Source organism: Variovorax sp. UMC13 (assembly GCF_014170375.1).
Lineage (GTDB): Bacteria > Pseudomonadota > Gammaproteobacteria > Burkholderiales > Burkholderiaceae_C > Variovorax.
In genome coordinates this window covers 1-15,811 of the sequence record NZ_LZZW01000033.1, presented here as the reverse complement: position 1 = coordinate 15,811, position 15,811 = coordinate 1, and the positions used below count along the sequence as shown (strand labels likewise).

General features: G+C 65.6%; 15 protein-coding genes and 1 pseudogene. 12 read left to right on the top strand and 4 right to left on the bottom strand.

Annotated elements, in window-relative coordinates; all coding sequences use genetic code 11:
- Nucleotides 1–60 precede the first annotated feature (60 nt).
- Together A9977_RS28255 and A9977_RS28250 are read right to left on the bottom strand one after the other, a co-directional pair.
- Nucleotides 61–1,149, bottom strand: a complete 1,089-nt coding sequence (locus A9977_RS28255) for a tripartite tricarboxylate transporter substrate binding protein (protein ID WP_310936213.1) — start codon at nt 1,147–1,149, stop codon at nt 61–63.
- 58 nt (nt 1,150–1,207) lie between these two features.
- Nucleotides 1,208–2,113, bottom strand: coding sequence for a LysR substrate-binding domain-containing protein (locus A9977_RS28250; protein ID WP_183028136.1), 906 nt, complete (start codon nt 2,111–2,113; stop codon nt 1,208–1,210).
- Nucleotides 2,114–2,262: 149 nt separating this feature from the next.
- Between A9977_RS28250 and A9977_RS28245 the strand changes: the two genes are divergently transcribed.
- Genes A9977_RS28245 through A9977_RS28200 form a run of 10 tightly spaced genes read left to right on the top strand, consistent with a single transcriptional unit; the run spans nt 2,263 to nt 12,165 of the window.
- Complete coding sequence (locus A9977_RS28245; protein ID WP_183028135.1) at nt 2,263–3,447, top strand: CaiB/BaiF CoA-transferase family protein; 1,185 nt, start codon at nt 2,263–2,265, stop codon at nt 3,445–3,447.
- Nucleotides 3,448–3,493: 46 nt separating this feature from the next.
- Nucleotides 3,494–3,889, top strand: coding sequence for a Zn-ribbon domain-containing OB-fold protein (locus tag A9977_RS28240; protein ID WP_183028134.1), 396 nt, complete (start codon nt 3,494–3,496; stop codon nt 3,887–3,889).
- Nucleotides 3,886–5,079: a thiolase gene (locus tag A9977_RS28235; RefSeq protein ID WP_183028133.1), complete on the top strand. Its 1,194-nt coding sequence runs from the start codon at nt 3,886–3,888 to the stop codon at nt 5,077–5,079. The genes A9977_RS28240 and A9977_RS28235 overlap by 4 nt, the downstream gene beginning before the upstream one ends.
- A 1-nt stretch (nt 5,080) precedes the next feature.
- A complete protein-coding gene (locus A9977_RS28230) occupies nt 5,081–5,374 on the top strand; it encodes a hypothetical protein (RefSeq protein ID WP_183028132.1) in 294 nt (97 codons plus the stop codon).
- Nucleotide 5,375: 1 nt separating this feature from the next.
- On the top strand, nt 5,376–6,746 hold the full coding sequence (locus tag A9977_RS28225) for a class I adenylate-forming enzyme family protein (protein WP_183028131.1): 1,371 nt from the start codon (nt 5,376–5,378) through the stop codon (nt 6,744–6,746).
- A complete protein-coding gene (locus A9977_RS28220; RefSeq protein WP_183028130.1) occupies nt 6,713–7,588 on the top strand; it encodes a MaoC family dehydratase N-terminal domain-containing protein in 876 nt (291 codons plus the stop codon). The genes A9977_RS28225 and A9977_RS28220 overlap by 34 nt, the downstream gene beginning before the upstream one ends.
- Before the next feature lie 44 nt (nt 7,589–7,632).
- The gene (locus tag A9977_RS28215; RefSeq protein WP_183028129.1) at nt 7,633–8,793 is read left to right on the top strand and encodes an acyl-CoA dehydrogenase family protein; all 1,161 of its coding nucleotides are present in this window, start codon (nt 7,633–7,635) and stop codon (nt 8,791–8,793) included.
- A 14-nt stretch (nt 8,794–8,807) separates the two neighbouring features.
- Entirely contained in the window at nt 8,808–10,169 is a 1,362-nt protein-coding gene (locus tag A9977_RS28210; RefSeq protein ID WP_183028128.1) for an MmgE/PrpD family protein, read from the top strand.
- Nucleotides 10,166–10,996, top strand: a complete 831-nt coding sequence (locus tag A9977_RS28205) for a CoA ester lyase (protein ID WP_183028127.1) — start codon at nt 10,166–10,168, stop codon at nt 10,994–10,996. The genes A9977_RS28210 and A9977_RS28205 overlap by 4 nt, the downstream gene beginning before the upstream one ends.
- A gap of 14 nt (nt 10,997–11,010) precedes the next feature.
- The gene (locus tag A9977_RS28200) at nt 11,011–12,165 is read left to right on the top strand and encodes an acyl-CoA dehydrogenase family protein (RefSeq protein WP_183028126.1); all 1,155 of its coding nucleotides are present in this window, start codon (nt 11,011–11,013) and stop codon (nt 12,163–12,165) included.
- Nucleotides 12,166–12,673: 508 nt separating this feature from the next.
- On the opposite strand, the gene A9977_RS28195 is transcribed toward A9977_RS28200, so the two are convergent.
- Together A9977_RS28195 and A9977_RS34785 are read right to left on the bottom strand one after the other, a co-directional pair.
- Nucleotides 12,674–13,917, bottom strand: a protein-coding gene (locus A9977_RS28195; protein WP_183028125.1) for an IS3 family transposase whose coding sequence is annotated in 2 segments (ribosomal slippage) — nt 12,674–13,617 and nt 13,617–13,917 — 1,245 coding nt in all. Because the reading frame shifts where the segments join, the coding sequence is not laid out codon by codon here.
- A 231-nt stretch (nt 13,918–14,148) separates the two neighbouring features.
- Nucleotides 14,149–14,349: a transposase gene (locus tag A9977_RS34785; RefSeq protein WP_183028124.1), complete on the bottom strand. Its 201-nt coding sequence runs from the start codon at nt 14,347–14,349 to the stop codon at nt 14,149–14,151.
- Nucleotides 14,350–14,508: 159 nt separating this feature from the next.
- Between A9977_RS34785 and A9977_RS28185 the strand changes: the two genes are divergently transcribed.
- Nucleotides 14,509–14,730, top strand: coding sequence for a hypothetical protein (locus A9977_RS28185; protein ID WP_183028123.1), 222 nt, complete (start codon nt 14,509–14,511; stop codon nt 14,728–14,730).
- A 468-nt stretch (nt 14,731–15,198) separates the two neighbouring features.
- Nucleotides 15,199–15,811 (top strand): annotated as a pseudogene (locus tag A9977_RS28180) (hypothetical protein); the annotation flags it as partial.

The following is a 15,811-nucleotide window of genomic DNA, read 5'->3' as shown; positions in this document are numbered from 1 at the left end:
GTCGATGTGCGGCATGGGCTTCGCTGAGAAAGGGCGATGCGGCGGCGTTGTCGAAGCGAGTCAATCGAGCCGGATGTTGGCGTCGCGGATGATCTTGGCGTACACCGCCGCGTCGTCTCGCACGGTACGCTCGAATTTGTCGGTGGCGACGCCGCCCGGTGCCATGCCCAGGCCCTCGATCTTCTCGATCACATCGGGCATGTGCAAGATGCGGTTGCTCTCGTCAGACAACTTCCTCGCGATGGGTGGGGGCACCCCCGCCGGCAAGAACAGGCCGAACCATCCCACGGGCTCAAACGAATGAAACTTCAGTTCCGCGAAGGTCGGCACGTCGGGCAGCAGCTTGTTTCGCTGCGTGCCCGTGACGGCTAACGCCGTCAGCGAATCGAGGTGCGGGCGCACGGTGGCCATGTCGATCAGCGCTGCCGAGAGCTGGCTACCGCGCAGGTCCTGCAGCAGCGGCGCCGCGCCCTTGTAGGGCACGTGGACCAGGTCGAGCCCGGCTTGCATGTTCAGCAGCGATCCTTGGATGTGCGAGGACGTGCCCACGCCATACGAGCCGTAGTTGTACTTGCCGGGCGATGCCTTCACCAGCGTAACGAATTCTTGGAGCGTTCTGGCGGGCGTGCTTTTCGGCACGACCAGGACCGAATTGGTGCTGGCCACCAGCGCCGTCGGTTGCAGGTCCTTGAGCACGTCGTACGGCAGCTTCGGCATCAGCGCCGGCACCTGGACGATGGCGGTGATCGCCAACAGTACCGTATAGCCGTCGGGCGTGGCCTTGGCCACCACGTCGTTGCCGATGGTGCCCGATGCGCCCGGCCTGTTGTCGACGATGACCGTCTGTCCCCACGCTTGCGCGAGCTTGACAGCCATCATGCGACCGAGAATGTCGGTGGCGCCGCCCGCCGGATAGGGCACCACCATGCGGATGAGCTGCGAGGGGTAGGCATCGGCCGGCCCCTGCGCCATGGCGTGGGTGCCGCCGAGGCCTATCGCCCCCGTGGCCGCCACGAAGGTGCGACGTGAAATGGCACGTTGAGTCATGTTGTTTGTCTCCTGCTTTTCTGAGAGGCGGCGCATGACGCGCCGCCGGGCAGTTTGTGCCGCAAGAACCGCACGCACCATGGCCGCAGCGTTTGCGGTCATTGGCAGAAAGTGACAAACGCGCGTGTACCGGGTGTTAACCCGCAAGCGCGCCGATGCCCTACAAGAGCCGTTCTTCGAAGTTGAAGTTGGCCAGGTGGGCAATGAGATCAGTTGCGAGCTTGGGCATGGTCGCGTTTGCTCGGCTCACGACCTTGCTTTCGCGCCGTGCCCAGAGATCACTGAGGGCAACCACCTTCAGCTTCATGGTTCGCGCATGCCGCTGCGCCGACGAGCGCGGAATGATGCCGATGCCGACGCCTGCGGCCACCAGCTGGCAAATCGACTCGAAGCTGCTTACTTGTATGCGGAACTCCAGGCTGCGCCCGATGGCCTTGGCCAGTGGTGGAAGAAAGCTCGCAAGCGCGCTTTCCTCAGCGAGCGAGATATGGTGCTCGTCGAGCGTTTCAGTAAAACTCACCCTGGCCCGCGCCGCCAAAGCGTGGCCCTGCGGTACGGCCACCACCAGGTCTTCGCCTGTGAAGTCGTACACGTCCAGCCCCTGGGTGTCGACGTCGCCGGCCACGATGCCGATGTCGGCGCGTGCCTCGTGGATGTCCATCACGATCTGCTGGCTCAGGCGTTCGCGCAGATGGATGTCGACATCAGGGTGGCGAGCCAGGAAGCTCGCCAGTGCGGCTGGCAACGCGCTGCTGATCGCTGTAGTGTTGGCGAGGATGCGCACATGCCCCTTGATGCCCGCGCCGTACTCGCGCAGGTCGCACTTGAGGTGGTCAATTTGCTGCAATACCAGCCGGGCGCGGTGCAGCAATGCTTCTCCGGCGGGGCTGAGCGCTACGCCCTGGGGGTGGCGATACAGCAGCTGGCTGCCGATGCCGTCTTCGAGCTGCCTGATGCGCGCACTGGCCGCAGCGAGAGATATGCAGGCCCGCTCGGCGCCGCGCCGCAGGCTGGATGCTTCCGCGACGAAGACGAAGAGGCGCAGGTCAAAGAGGTCGAAGTGCATGGATGCAGGCGTGGCCGGAAGTACGTGCATTCTGCGGCCATGCGAGGTGTCATGCCGATTCCGAACACCCCCTTCAGCAATTGCGAATTGCGCCGCGCCCACCGCGCCGGCACGATGACGGCCATCCACCCAGAGAACCGGAGACTTACATGCCCTTGCGCCCCCTCGACGGCGTCATCGTGCTCGCACTCGAACACGCCGTGGCCGCGCCGCTCTGCACGCGCCACCTGGCCGACCAGGGCGCGCGCGTGATCAAGATCGAGCGACCGGGTGTGGGCGACTTCGCGCGCCACTACGACCAGCGCGTCAGGGGCCAGTCTTCATACTTCGTCTGGGCCAACCGATCCAAGGAAAGCCTGGCGTTCGATATCAAGCACCCCCGTGCGCGGACTATCCTCGAACGGCTGCTGGCCCGCACCGATGTGGTCGTGCAGAACCTGGCACCGGGCGCGGCCGCGCGGCTGGGCATGTCGTTCGAAACCCTGCAGGCCACGCATCCACGCCTGATCGTGTGCGACATCTCGGGCTACGGCGCTGACGGCCCCTACCGCGACAAGAAGGCGTACGACCTGATGGTGCAGGCCGAGGCCGGACTGCTGTCGGCCACCGGCAACGGCGACGCGATGGCGCGTGCCGGCTTCTCGGCCGCCGATGTGAGCGCGGGTATGTACGCCTATTCCAGCGTCCTGTCGGCATTGCTGCTGCGCGCCCGTACCGACCAGGGCTCGCACATCGATGTGGCGATGTTCGAGTCGCTTGCTGAGTGGATGGGAAACCCCATGTACTACACGTTCGACGGCCAGCCGGCCGCCGCGCGCACCGGCGGCGCCCACCCTAGCATCGCGCCTTACGGCCCGACGCGCGTGGGCGACGGGCAGACCTTGATGCTGGGCGTGCAGAACGAGCGCGAGTGGCACCGCTTCTGCGCCGAGGTGCTGCTGGATGCCGCGTTGGCCGAGGACCCGCGTTTCATCACCAACACGCTGCGATCGCACAACCGCGAGGCCCTAAACGCACGGATCGCCGAAGTGTTCGCGTCGCTCGACACTACCGAGGTAGAAACCCGGCTTGCACGCGCGCAGATCGCGCAGTCGCGTGTCAACGCTGCGGCCGACCTGTGGCTGCACCCGCAGCTGAAGGCGCGGGGGCGCTGGACCGAGGTGCACACGCCCGCGGGTCCGGTGCCCGCGCTGCGCCCTCCGGCCACGAACAGCGCCTTCGCGGCACGCATGGATCCGGTCCCGGCGATCGGCGAGCACACCGATGCGCTGTTGGTTGAACTGGGCTTCGACGGCGAAGAGATCGCTGCGTTGCACGCCGAAGGCGCTGTCTGAGCAGCGCCCCCGAGTCCTTCTTCTTTCAACTGAGACCCGCTTCACCATGAATTCCTCCACCCCCGCGCCCGCCGCCGGCGTGCAGGCCTGGCATCAGGCCGCGCTGGATCAGGGTCGATTCCTGATCCAGCGCGGCACCGTCGACGGCCGCCATGTGTACTACCCCCGCGAGTTCAGTCCCTTCGACGGCAGCGTGCCCGAATGGGTTGTGCCGCGCGGTACCGGTACGGTGTATGCCGTCACCACGGTGCGTCGTAAGCCCGAGGCTGGGGGTGACTACAACGTGTCGATCGTCGAGCTCGACGAAGGTGTACGACTGATGAGCCGCGTCGAGAACATCCCGCCGACCGAGGTGAAGATCGGGCTGCGCGTGAAGGCGCGCGTGCAGGTTGCCGACGGCCGCGGACTGGTGGTGTTCGATCCGTCCGGAGACGCCGCATGAGCCACGTCCAGGTTTCCCCGGGCTTGCGGGCCCTGCGCGGTAGCGCCGCGATTGCAGGCGTGGCCACCTTCGGTTGCGGTGAGACGCCCGGTTTCACCGACATGGAACTGCTGGCACAGGCAGCGCACCGTGCCGTGGCCGACGCCGGGCTGCGTATGAGCGACATCGACGGCTTCTGTACCGCCAGTGCCAGCGCCACCATGTGGACCATGCCGGCCATCGAATACCTGGGTCTGCGCCCGCGCTACATTGACGGCACCATGCTGGGCGGCAGCAGCTTCATCGCGCATCTGCTGCCGGCCATGATGGCGCTGCAGTCGGGCCAGTGCAATGCGGTGCTGGTCTGCTACGGTAGCGCACAGCGCAGCGCCACTTTCGGCCGCCGCGAGGTCGTGGCGTCGCGCCGATTCCTCGACCCCCAGCCCTACGAGATGGCCTACGACCCGATGCTGCCGCTGTCGGCATACGCGCTTGTGGCCTCGCGCCACATGCACCAGTACGGCACCACGCGTCGTCATCTGGCGGAAGTGGCGGTGGCGGCACGCGCCTGGGCCGCGCTCAACCCGGAGGCCTTCGCGCGCGATCCGATGAACATTGAAGACGTCTTAGCCAGCCGCATGGTGAGCGACCCGTTGAGCGTGCGCGACTGCTGCCTGGTGAGTGACGGCGGCGGCGCTTACGTGCTGGTGCGCGCCGAGCGCGCCCGCGACCTTCCGAATAAGCCGGTCTATGTACTGGGCAATGCCACTGCAGTCTGGAACCGCCAGGTTTCGGCCATGCACGATCTCACGACTACCTGCGCGCAGGAGTCGGGTGCGAATGCGTTCGCCATGGCGGGGCTGGCGCCGAAGGACATCGACGTCGTGCAGCTCTATGACGCCTTCACCATCAACACGTTGCTGTTCCTCGAGGACTTGGGCTTCTGCGACAAGGGTGAGGCCGGTGCCTTCGTCGAGAACGGCGGCATCGCGCCCGGCGGCCGGCTGCCGGTGAACACCAACGGCGGCGGGTTGTCCTGCGTGCACCCCGGCATGTATGGCATCTTCGCGCTCATCGAGGCAGTGCGACAGCTGCGCGGGGAGGGCGGCGCGCGCCAGGTGGCCGGCGTCACGACGGCGCTGGCGCATGGCAACGGCGGCACGCTGTCGAGTCAGGCCACCGCGATCCTCGGCCTCGAACAAGCGCTGTGAGATGAGCGGCTGTGTCGCATCAGATCCGGCTGCCGGCTGCCGGCTGGCGCGCGCCGTTGCGGCAGGCGCTGACGCTGCCTTCGGCTTGATTCCCGATATGGTGCGCACTGCAAGCGCGGCTGCGCGGCACCATCCGGCGCTGGTGCTGGAGGGCGAGCACGGGGCCTTGGTGCTCGATTACGCCATGCTCGACCGGCGGGTCGAACGGGTGGCGGCGGCGCTGCACGAGCCGGGCTGCGGCCGGGCGACAGCATCGCAATCGCGCGGCCACATCGCTGGTCTATGTCGTGGCTAACTTGGGCGCCACGCGCGCGGGCGTGGTGGTAGCGCCACGTCCGCCGTCGGCCACGGTCGAACAGCTCATCGGCCTGGCCGCGAATGCGGGCGTGCGCCGGCTGTGCACCGACGCCGAGATAGGCGCCCACTGGCCCGTCGACGCGACGCTGACCCGCGTGCTGGTCGACGACCGCGACGCGCAGGGCATACCGTGGTCGACATGGTTGGCCGGTGTCAAGGCGGCGACGCCTGCAACACTTACCCCGCAAGCGCCCGTCAACATCATCTATTCGTTGAAGAGCATCGACGTGTCCAAGGGCGTCTTGCAATCGGCCCACATGCGTTGTGCCCAATTGCAACGTGCGCCGGTCGGCGGCTGCGGGCCTGATGCGGTCACGCTACCGGCCATTCCGCTGTACTCGAATTTGACGCTCACCTGTTTGTTCGGCGCATTGGGCCTGGGCGGCACCTTGGTGCTGATGGCACGCTTTGATGTCGGGCGCTACCTGGCACTGGCCGCGCAGCATCGCGCCACGCAGTCCCTGCTGGTGCTGGTGCAGTTCCACCGGCTGATGGACCATCCCGATTTAGAGCACACCGACCTGTCGGCGCTGCACCGTAAGTTCAGTGCGGGAGCGACCTTTGCCGCGGCGCTCGAGACCGAGGTCTTGCGCCGCTGGCCGGTTGAGATGACCGAGTACCGCGGCATGACCGAAGGCGGTGGGCGCACCGAGCTGCAGGCGCATCGTTTCCCGGAAGAGCTGCAAACCATCGGGCGGCCCAGCGCCGGCAATGACATCCGGCCGATCGACGAGAAGGGGCTCGAGCTGTCCTTGGACACGGTCGGCGAAATGGTCGAACACTCTGCCACGATGATGAGCGGCTACCACGGGCTACCCGACGTGACGCGCGGGGCCGAGTGGTTCGACGCCGAAGGCAAGTGCTTCATCTGCACCGGCGATGTCGGCCGCTTCGACGCCGACGGTTTTGTGGTGCTGGTCGGCCGGCGCAAGGCCATGCTCATTTCGGGTGGCTTCAACCTCTACCCGAGCGACCTCGAAGCAGTGCTACAGCAGCACCCCGCCGTGGATGACATGGCCGTCGTCGACGTGCCTTCGTCACGCTCGGGCGAGACGCCCGCCGCCTTCGTAGTGGGGCGAGGGCTACGACATCGACGAGGCCGCGTTGCGCGCATGTGCCAACCACCGGCTGGGAAAGTCGCAACGGCTGGCCGCGCTCGTGCTCATCGCGCAACTGCCGCGCAGCGAGACTGGAAAGGTGGTCAAGCGCGAGCTAGGCGACAGTTTCGACCGACCGGTCTCCTGACGCTGCGGTTGAACCCACAGAGACATATCGAATGCACAGCAAAGACACCGACATGCATCGGCTGACCGAATGGATCGGCCGCAGCGAGACGCACACCGACGTCGTCACGGCTGCACCCGTGGCGGCCTTGTCCGCCACGCTGGACCGCGACGATCCGCTGCCAGTCGACGGGGACGAGTTGCCACCGCCCTGGCACTGGCTCTATTTCCTGCCGCAAACGCGGCGCCGTGACATCGGCACCGACGGCCACGCGCGGCGCGGCGGCTTCCTGCCACCGGTCCCGCTGCCGCGGCGCATGTGGGCCGGCAGCCAATTGCAGTTCCACCAGCCGTTGCGGATCGGCGAGACCGTCACGCGCGTGTCGCGCATCGCCGAGGTCAAAGTGCGCACCGGCCGCACCGGCACGCTGGTGTTCGTCAAGGTGCAGCACGAACTGAGCGGTGCCGGTGGCTTGGCCGTGACCGACGTGCACGATATCGTCTACCGTGAAGCGCCAGTGCCCGAAACGCCTGCGCCAGTGCCTGCGCAGGCATCGCCCGACCCGGTGTGGGTACGCGAGGTGGTGCCCGACGAGGTGCTGCTGTTCCGCTATTCGGCGCTGACCTTTAACGGCCACCGCATCCACTATGACCAGCTTTACGTGACGCAGGTCGAAGGCTATGCGGGACTGGTGGTGCACGGCCCATTGATCGCCACGCTGCTGCTCGACCACCTGCGCGACCGGCTGGCAGCACACCGGCCCGATGCGGTCATCCGCAGCTTCGAATTCCGCGCGCTGAGCCCGATCGTGCACACCGAGCGCTTCGCCGCCTGCGCCGAACCGCAGTCCGACGGCCTCGGAGTGCGCTTGTGGGCGCGCAAGGCTTCCGGCGTCCTGTGCATGGAAGCTACCGCCACTCTCGCCTGAAGCTAAGGCCTTTCCCCACGAATTTCATCGATCCTATCTAGCCCATGACCTTCATTCCCGACAGCTACGCAGACATCCGCGACGCCGTACGCGCACTCTGCGCCGAATTCCCGGCCGAGTACCACCGCAAGGTGGACCACGAACGCGCCTATCCCGAGGCTTTCGTCGATGCGCTCACAAAGGCCGGCTGGATGGCCGCCTTGATCCCTACCGAGTATGGCGGCTCAGGCCTGGGTCTGGCCGAAGCCTCGGTGGTCATGGAAGAGATCAACCGCAGCGGCGGCAACTCCGGTGCCTGCCACGGCCAGATGTACAACATGAACACGCTGCTTCGTCACGGCTCGCGCGCGCAGAAGGAGCTGTACCTGCCCAGGATCGCTGCGGGCGAATGGCGGCTGCAGTCGATGGGCGTGACCGAGCCCACCACTGGTACCGACACCACCAAGGTCAAGACCACTGCGGTGAAGAAGGGCGACCGTTACGTTGTCAACGGACAGAAGGTATGGATCAGCCGAGTGCAGCATTCCGACTGGATGATCCTGCTGGCGCGCACCACGCCGCTGGCCGAGGTAAAGAAGAAGAGCGAGGGCCTATCGATCTTCATGGTCGACCTGCGCAAGGCCGAGAAGAGCGGCATGACCGTGCGTCCGATCCCGAACATGGTTAACCATGAAACCAACGAGCTGTTCTTCGAGAACCTCGAGATTCCGGCCGAAAACCTGATTGGAGAGGAGGGGAAGGGCTTCAAGTACATCCTCGACGGCTTGAACGCTGAGCGCACGCTGATCGCGGCCGAGTGCATCGGTGACGGCTACTGGTTTATCGACAAGGTCAGCAAGTACGTGAGCGAACGCGTGGTCTTCGGCCGCCCGATCGGGCAGAACCAAGGTGTTCAGTTTCCCATTGCCGAGAGCTATATCGAAGTTGAGGCGGCTAACCTGATGCGCTGGAAGGCCTGCGGGCTGTTCGATGCGCACCAGCCCTGCGGCGCCGAGGCCAATATGGCCAAGTACCTCGCGGCCAAGGCCAGCTGGGAAGCAGCCAACGCGTGCATCCAGTTTCACGGCGGCTTCGGCTTTGCCAACGAATACGACGTGGAGCGAAAGTTCCGTGAGACGCGGCTCTACCAGGTCGCACCCATCTCTACCAACCTGATCCTGAGCTACGTGGCCGAGCACGTACTGGGGTTGCCGCGTTCGTTCTGAAGAGAGGCACTGCCATGACTGAGCAAGACCATCCGTCGCGCGTTCTCGCCGCGTTCGCCGCCAGCCTCCGTTTCGAGGACATTCCGGCGCCGGTGCTGCGTCGTACGGAAGACCTGTTCCTCGACTGGTTTGGTTCTACGTTGGCGGGCAAGGGCTCGCGACCAGTCGAGGCCATCGCGGGATTCGCGCGGGCGATGGGGCCGACTGCCGGTCCGAGCGAGGTGTTGATCTCGCGCACGCGGACCACCCCGATGTTCGCGGCCATGGTCAATGCGGCGGCCTCACATGTGGCCGAGCAGGACGACGTGCACAACGGCTCTGTATTCCATCCGGCGGCGGTGGTGTTCCCGCCGGTGTTGGCGGTGGCACAGGCGATCGGAGCCTCGGGCCGCGACTTGCTTGTGGCATCGGTTGCGGGCTATGAGGTCGGTATTCGCGTGGGTGAGTTCCTGGGCCGATCGCATTACCGGATCTTCCACACCACCGCCACGGCTGGCACCGTCGCGGCGGCCGCGGCTGTCGGCCGGCTGCTCGGGCTCGACGCGGTGCGCATGCTCCATGCGTTCGGTTCGGCCGGCACGCAGGCCGCAGGTCTGTGGGAATTCCTGCGCGACGCCGCGGACTCGAAGCAACTGCACACGGCCAAGGCCGCTGCCGACGGCCTCGCGGCGGCGTACCTGGCGCGCGAAGGCTTCACGGGTGCGCGGCGCATCCTCGAAGGCGCCCAAGGCATGGGCGCGGGCCTGTCCCGAGATGCCGATCCCACACGGCTGACAGATCGCCTGGGCACGCGTTGGGCGCTGGCGGAAACTTCGTTCAAGTTCCACGCCTCGTGCCGCCACACGCATCCGGCAGCCGATGCGCTGCAGCAGGTGATGCGCAGGAACGGGCTGCAGTCGACCGATCTCGTGCAGGTGACGACGTTCGTCCACCAGGGCGCGATCGACGTCCTCGGGCCGGTGGTCGAGCCGCAGACCGTGCATCAAAGCAAGTTCTCGATGGGCACGGTGCTCGGGCTGATCGCGGTCTTCGACCGCGCTGGACTGGCCGAGTTCGATGCTCACTTCCTCGACGCACGCGTGGTCGAGATACGACGCAAAGTACGCATGCAGCTCGACTCCGAAGTTGATGCGGCCTACCCGCAACGCTGGATTGGCAAGGTCGAGGTGCGGACCCACGACGGCCGTTGTCTGCACGGCCGCGTGGATGAACCAAAGGGCGATCCCGGCAACACGCTGCAGCGAAACGAGATCGAGACGAAGGCGCGCCAGCTGGGCGCCTATGCGCAGGGCGCAAGTGCGGCCGAGATGGAGGCCGCCATCGCACGCGTTTGGACACTGGTCGACTGGCCGCACGTGTCGGCGCTGCTGCCGTGAACGCGTGCAGCTATCTCTTCGTGCCGGGCAACCGGCCCGAGCGCTTTGACAAGGCCATGGCTTCGGGCGCCGATGCGGTGGTGCTGGACTTGGAAGACGCGGTGCCCGATGCCGACAAGCCGACTGCCCGCGCTTCGGTTGCGCAGTGGCTGCGCGCACGGCGTGCGGGTGCAGCGGTCGGCACATCGATCGTAGTCCGCCTCAACGCGTATGACACGCCGTGGCATGCGGCCGACGTACAGGCCTGTGCCATGGGCGCACCAGCCTTGATGCTGCCCAAGGCCGAGCAGCCCGCCCACCTGACGGCGCTGGGGCTGGCGTTGCCGGGGTGCGCTCTGTTGCCCTTGATTGAGAGCGCCAACGGCATCGCGGCGTCGCTGGCCATCGCTCGCGCGCCTGGCGTGCAACGGCTGGTGTTTGGCAGCATCGACTTCCAGCTCGACCTAGGTATCGACGGCGAGGACGAGGAACTGCTGTTCTTCCGCTCGCAACTGGTCCTGCACAGCAGACTGGCAGGCATCGCGTCGCCTGTTGACGGTGTCAGTACCGCACTGGACGACGCTGCGCGCGTGTACGCCGAAAGCAGCCGGTCCCGACGGCTGGGCTTCGGCGCAAAGCTGTGCATCCATCCGCGCCAGGTGGCCGCGGTGCATGCAGCCTTTGCGCCAACGACCGCGCAGATCGACTCCGCGCGTCGCACGCTAGCCGCCGCAGCTGCTGCGGGTGGTGCGGCTGTGGCACTCGATGGCGCGATGGTCGACCGACCCGTGATTCTTCGCGCCGAGGCACTGCTCGCACGTGCGCGACTTTCTTCTTCCATTCAATAGACCCAGGAGACGACATGATCCGCGACCCCGAGACCCTCAATGCCTTGCTCGACAGCGTGCGCCGCTTCGTTCAGGAACGTCTGGTGCCCGCCGAGCAGGAGGTGGCCGACACCGACGAGATTCCGCAGGACATCGTGCGCGCTATGAAAAACATGGGTCTGTTCGGGCTCACCGTGCCGGAGAACTACGGCGGCCTGGGCCTGACGATGGAGGAGGAGTCGCTGGTGATGTTCGAGATGGGGCGCACCTCGCCGGCCTTTCGTTCCCTGTTTGGCACCACGGTTGGCATCGGCTCGCAGGGCATCCTGATCGACGGCACGACGGCGCAGAAGGACAAGTACCTTCCATTGCTGGCCAGCGGCGACCTGATCGCATCTTTCGCACTGACTGAGCCCGAGGCCGGCTCCGACGCCGCTTCGTTGCGTACCACGGCACGACTCGAAGGCGATCACTATGTGGTCAACGGCACCAAACGCTTCATCACCAACGCGCCGCATGCGGGCCTTTTCACGCTCATGGCACGCACCGACCCGGCCAACAAGGGGGCGGGCGGCGTGTCGGCCTTCATCGTCGAACGCGACACGCCTGGCATAACTATCGGAAAGCCAGACAAGAAGATGGGACAACGCGGCGCGCATACGGCCGACGTGATCTTCGAGAACTGCCGCGTGCCAGCCGCCAACATCATCGGCGGCAAGGAGGGTATGGGCTTCAAAACTGCGATGAAGGTGCTCGAGAAAGGCCGCATCCACATCGCGGCGATCTGCGTGGGCGTGGCCGAGCGCATGCTTGCAGACGCGCTGGCGTATGCGGTGGAACGCAAGCAGTTCGGTCAGCCGATCGCGGAGTTCCAGCTGGTGCAGGCCATGCTGGCCGACAGCCGCATGGAAGTGTATGCGGCTCGATGCATGGTGGTCGATGCTGCGCGCCGGCGGGACAACGGCGAGAACGTGGCCACAGAGGCTTCATGCTGCAAGCTCTTTGCGTCGGAGATGTGCGGCCGCGTGGCCGACCGCGCAGTGCAGATCTTCGGCGGCTCGGGCTATGTGGCCGATCATGGCATCGAACGCTTCTACCGCGATGTGCGGCTGTTCAGACTATACGAGGGGACGAGCCAAATCCAGCAGTTGGTGATTGCTCGAAACATGATTCGGGATGCTGCGCGTTGAACAGAGCACTGATGGGGTGGGGCTGGGTGGTAACTAGAAAGGCTGCCAAACGTACCTAGCATCACATTAGGCACCAAGCCCGGGCGGCGCGGCTGTAGATGCCCGACTTACCTTTGCCGGCCGAGTCGAGATGGTCAAGCAGATGACCGCGCGGGCGCCTCGATGCTGTCCGCGCTGCGGCCGCGCACGGCGTCACCGCCGCGACGGCCAGGAAGTAGCTTGGCCGTTATCTGGCCGGTGGTGAGGCCGCGCGTGTGAAGACATCGTCCAGGCCCACACCCTCTCCCAGGGCTATCGATTCCGCCAAGGCTTCGCTCATCATCGAACTGCGCAAGCGCCGGATGCTACAGGCTCGCATCGCACGCAGCGTCGGGGTCTCGGCGTCCAGACTCCTAGCATCGAAGCTGAGAGTAGGGTTGCGGCGAGATAGCGAACCCAGGAAAGGTCCCCATTGGGCTTCTCTTTTTCTGGGATTGGTTGATCTTGCCCCCGTATTTCAGGACACGGGCTATTCGCAATGTAGCGCCTGCTCGATGTGAGCAAGACGCTGTTGGGCAGCGCGATGCTGCCTGAACTCCCTGGGTGATTTCATCTTCAATGCCGAGTGCGGGCGCACCTCATTGAAGTGCTCGAAGGCCGCGGCCATCTGCGCCATCACCGTTTTCGCATTGGCGAGGTCCATGCGGCTGACGTAGTCGCGCTTGAAGGTGTTGACGAAGCTCTCAGCCATGCCGTTGCTCTGCGGGCTGCACACAGGCGTGTTCACTGGCTTCAGGCCCAGTTGTCGAGCGATCTGCCGGGTCTCGGCCGCGATGTACGCGCCTCCGTTGTCCGAGAGGAATTCCAAGGCGTGGGTACTGGGAACACCCTCGACGCCGCCGAAGCGCTTCTCCACGGCCTCGATGAGCATTTCGCGCACCGGCTCGCCCGGCAGCCCTTTGCCCTCCCATGCCCGATAGGCCAGGATCTCGCGGTCGCAGCAGTCCTTGGTGAAGGTCGCGGTCACGGTCTGCCCCGAATCACACTTGATCTCGAAGCCGTCCGAGCACCAGCGCATGTCGCTGTGCGCGACGGCTACCTTGCCTTCATGGGGCCGGCTGGACTGGCGCCGTCTCGGCGCCTTCGGTAGCAGCAATGCATGAGCCGCCATCACGCGGTAGATGCGCTTGGCGTTCACTCGCGGCGCACCGGTGGTGGCTCGATGCCGGTTCACCAATGCGCAGGCACGCCGGTAGCCATAGGTCGGCAACTCGATGATCTGGGCCTTAATCTCGTCGAGCAAGGCCACGGCGGTTACAGGCGCCGTGCGTCGTGTCCGGGCGTCGATCCAGGACTCGGGGCGAGCTTGCAAGCGATGAATGTTCGAGCGCGCCAACCCCAGGGCCTGGCAGACGGCCTTCACTGGCCGTCCCCGGCCAGCAAGGGCGAGCGCGCAATCCACTTTTTTTCTGCAGCGTACTCCACGGCTTCCTTGAGGATCTCGTTCTCTAGCGTCTTCTTGCCAAGCACGCGCTGTAGCTTGGCGATCTCGGCACGAGCGGCTGCCAGTTCCGAAGCCGGCACCACAGCCTCGCCCGCCGATACAGCCGTCAGCGCCCCTTGCCGCTCCAGCTTGCGCCACTGGAACAGCAGGCTGGCGGCAACGCCTTCCTGGCGTGCGACGAGCGACACGCTCATGCCAGGTTCGTAGCTTCGACGAACCAGCGCGGCCTTCTCTGCAAGGGACCAGCGCCTGCGGCGCTGGTCCCTCATGATCACTTCGACGGTATCCGTATTCCTAGTCGTACTCACAGTCCTACTCCTATCTTTAAAGATAAGCGATAGACCGTGTCCTGTCATTCAAAGGGCCAGCTCAGCGCCACGTCACGCTTACGCCGATCGCCCCACGCTTGAACTCGAGACGGATCCCCTCGGAGCGACCGCCGGCGCCGGTGCTGGGGGCGGCGGCGATGAAGGCAGTGACAGCGCAACAAGCTCCGGCGCTTATTCATGCAGCGGTGTGCCGATGGTCTTGGAAGCGCCCGCGCAGCCGCGACCGCGCCGCCAGTTGTGAACGAGGTTGTCGTTCAGGCCGAAGGCTCGAGCTACCGCCGCAACCGTGGCACCAGGCTCCGCGCACGCGGCCATAAGTTGTGCCTTGAACTCAGCGCTGTGTCTGCGCCGCGACTTCGGGTTCACGTCCATAACTGTCCAGTTAGAAGTCAACTGGACAGCATCGTTAGCCAGCGGATCTACTCGAGTGGGGCGAATGGCCGCTTACTTTCCATCAGATTTTTCCGACAACTTCTTAAGCCTGAAGGCCGACAAAAGGCCCTCCCTCGCCAGTATCTTCGGCCGGATTCAATGGAGGACAACACGGCCGTGGAATATTTGAAGGAAGTCGCCAGCGCGCCGCTGCCAAGAGTCGCCTACCGGAAAAAGGAGATCGATTCCATCAGGCTGCTACGCGCCGCCGGTCTCGTCATCGCACAGATTCCGGAAGAAGCGGTGCCAGGGGAGGTCCCCTACGCCAAGGTGGTGGCGGTCACCGAAAAAGGTCACCGGGAAATGCTGGACATCCGCTGACGCATGAGCCCTGCTCGGAACCGAGGGCTTTCGGACACCCCCAGCCGCCGCGAGACTGATCTCAATCTCGGTCCTTTGTCTGACGTAGACAAGACACCGTCGTACGGGGTGGGTGGGCTTCGTGTAATAGAGCCCCCAGCGATGGGTTATTGGTCATGTTGCAGCGATGCGTGCCGGTGAGTGAAGCTTGGTCAGATACCGGTCTTGGGCATCGGCCCTAGGGCTGCTCTTTGTGAAGGTAGGTTTTCTCCTACGCCAAAAGTACTGGATACTTACTTAACAAGTAGTATTAATGTTTTACTATTCTCACATATCGCCCCATTTCGGTGCGTCTTGTGAAACATGAAAAAAATTCATTCCCTCCCTTGCGTGCAGGCCGACAGTGGCCGACTTGGTTCTGAGCCGACTCATTCTTTGCGTTCGCCGAAATATGGTTCGAGCGCCGCCTTCGCGATTAATGTGGTTGCGTTGGCCGCAGTGCTGGCCGTCTCGGCCCTTCCCATCCGCAGCGTGCAGGCGCAGACCACGATTGTTTCCGGCGGCGGCAACGGCAGCCGGGCTGACCGTGATGAAGGTCAGGGCGGTGCGGGCGGGCTGGCCGGCGGTGGCGGCGGTGGCGCCGGTGGCTATTCCACCGACCCCGATCCCGGGCTGGGCGGCAACGGCGGTGCGGGTGCGCAGTTCGGCACGCCCGCCCAGGCCGGCACGGCGGGCGGCAGCAACAGCGCCGCCAGCGGCGCGGGCGGCGGTGCGGCTGGCGGATCCGACCTGAGCGCAGGCGGTGGCGGCGGCGGTGGCGGCGCGTTCTCCACCTCCAACGGCAGCCCGGGCGGCGCCGGCGGCGCGGGCACCGTGAACGCCAGCGCGTCTGTGACGCTGGGCAGCGACCTCACCGGCACGGCCGGCGCGAACCCGCCGCCGGCCATCGTCTACTCGGGCGGTGGTGGTGGCGGTGGCGGCGGCCTGGTGCTGACGGGCGCGAGCGCGACCGTCGACACCGCGGGCCACACGGTCACCGGCGGCGCGGGCGGCTCCACGATGTGGGACGGCGCGGGCGGCGGCGGCGCCGGCCTGGCATTGG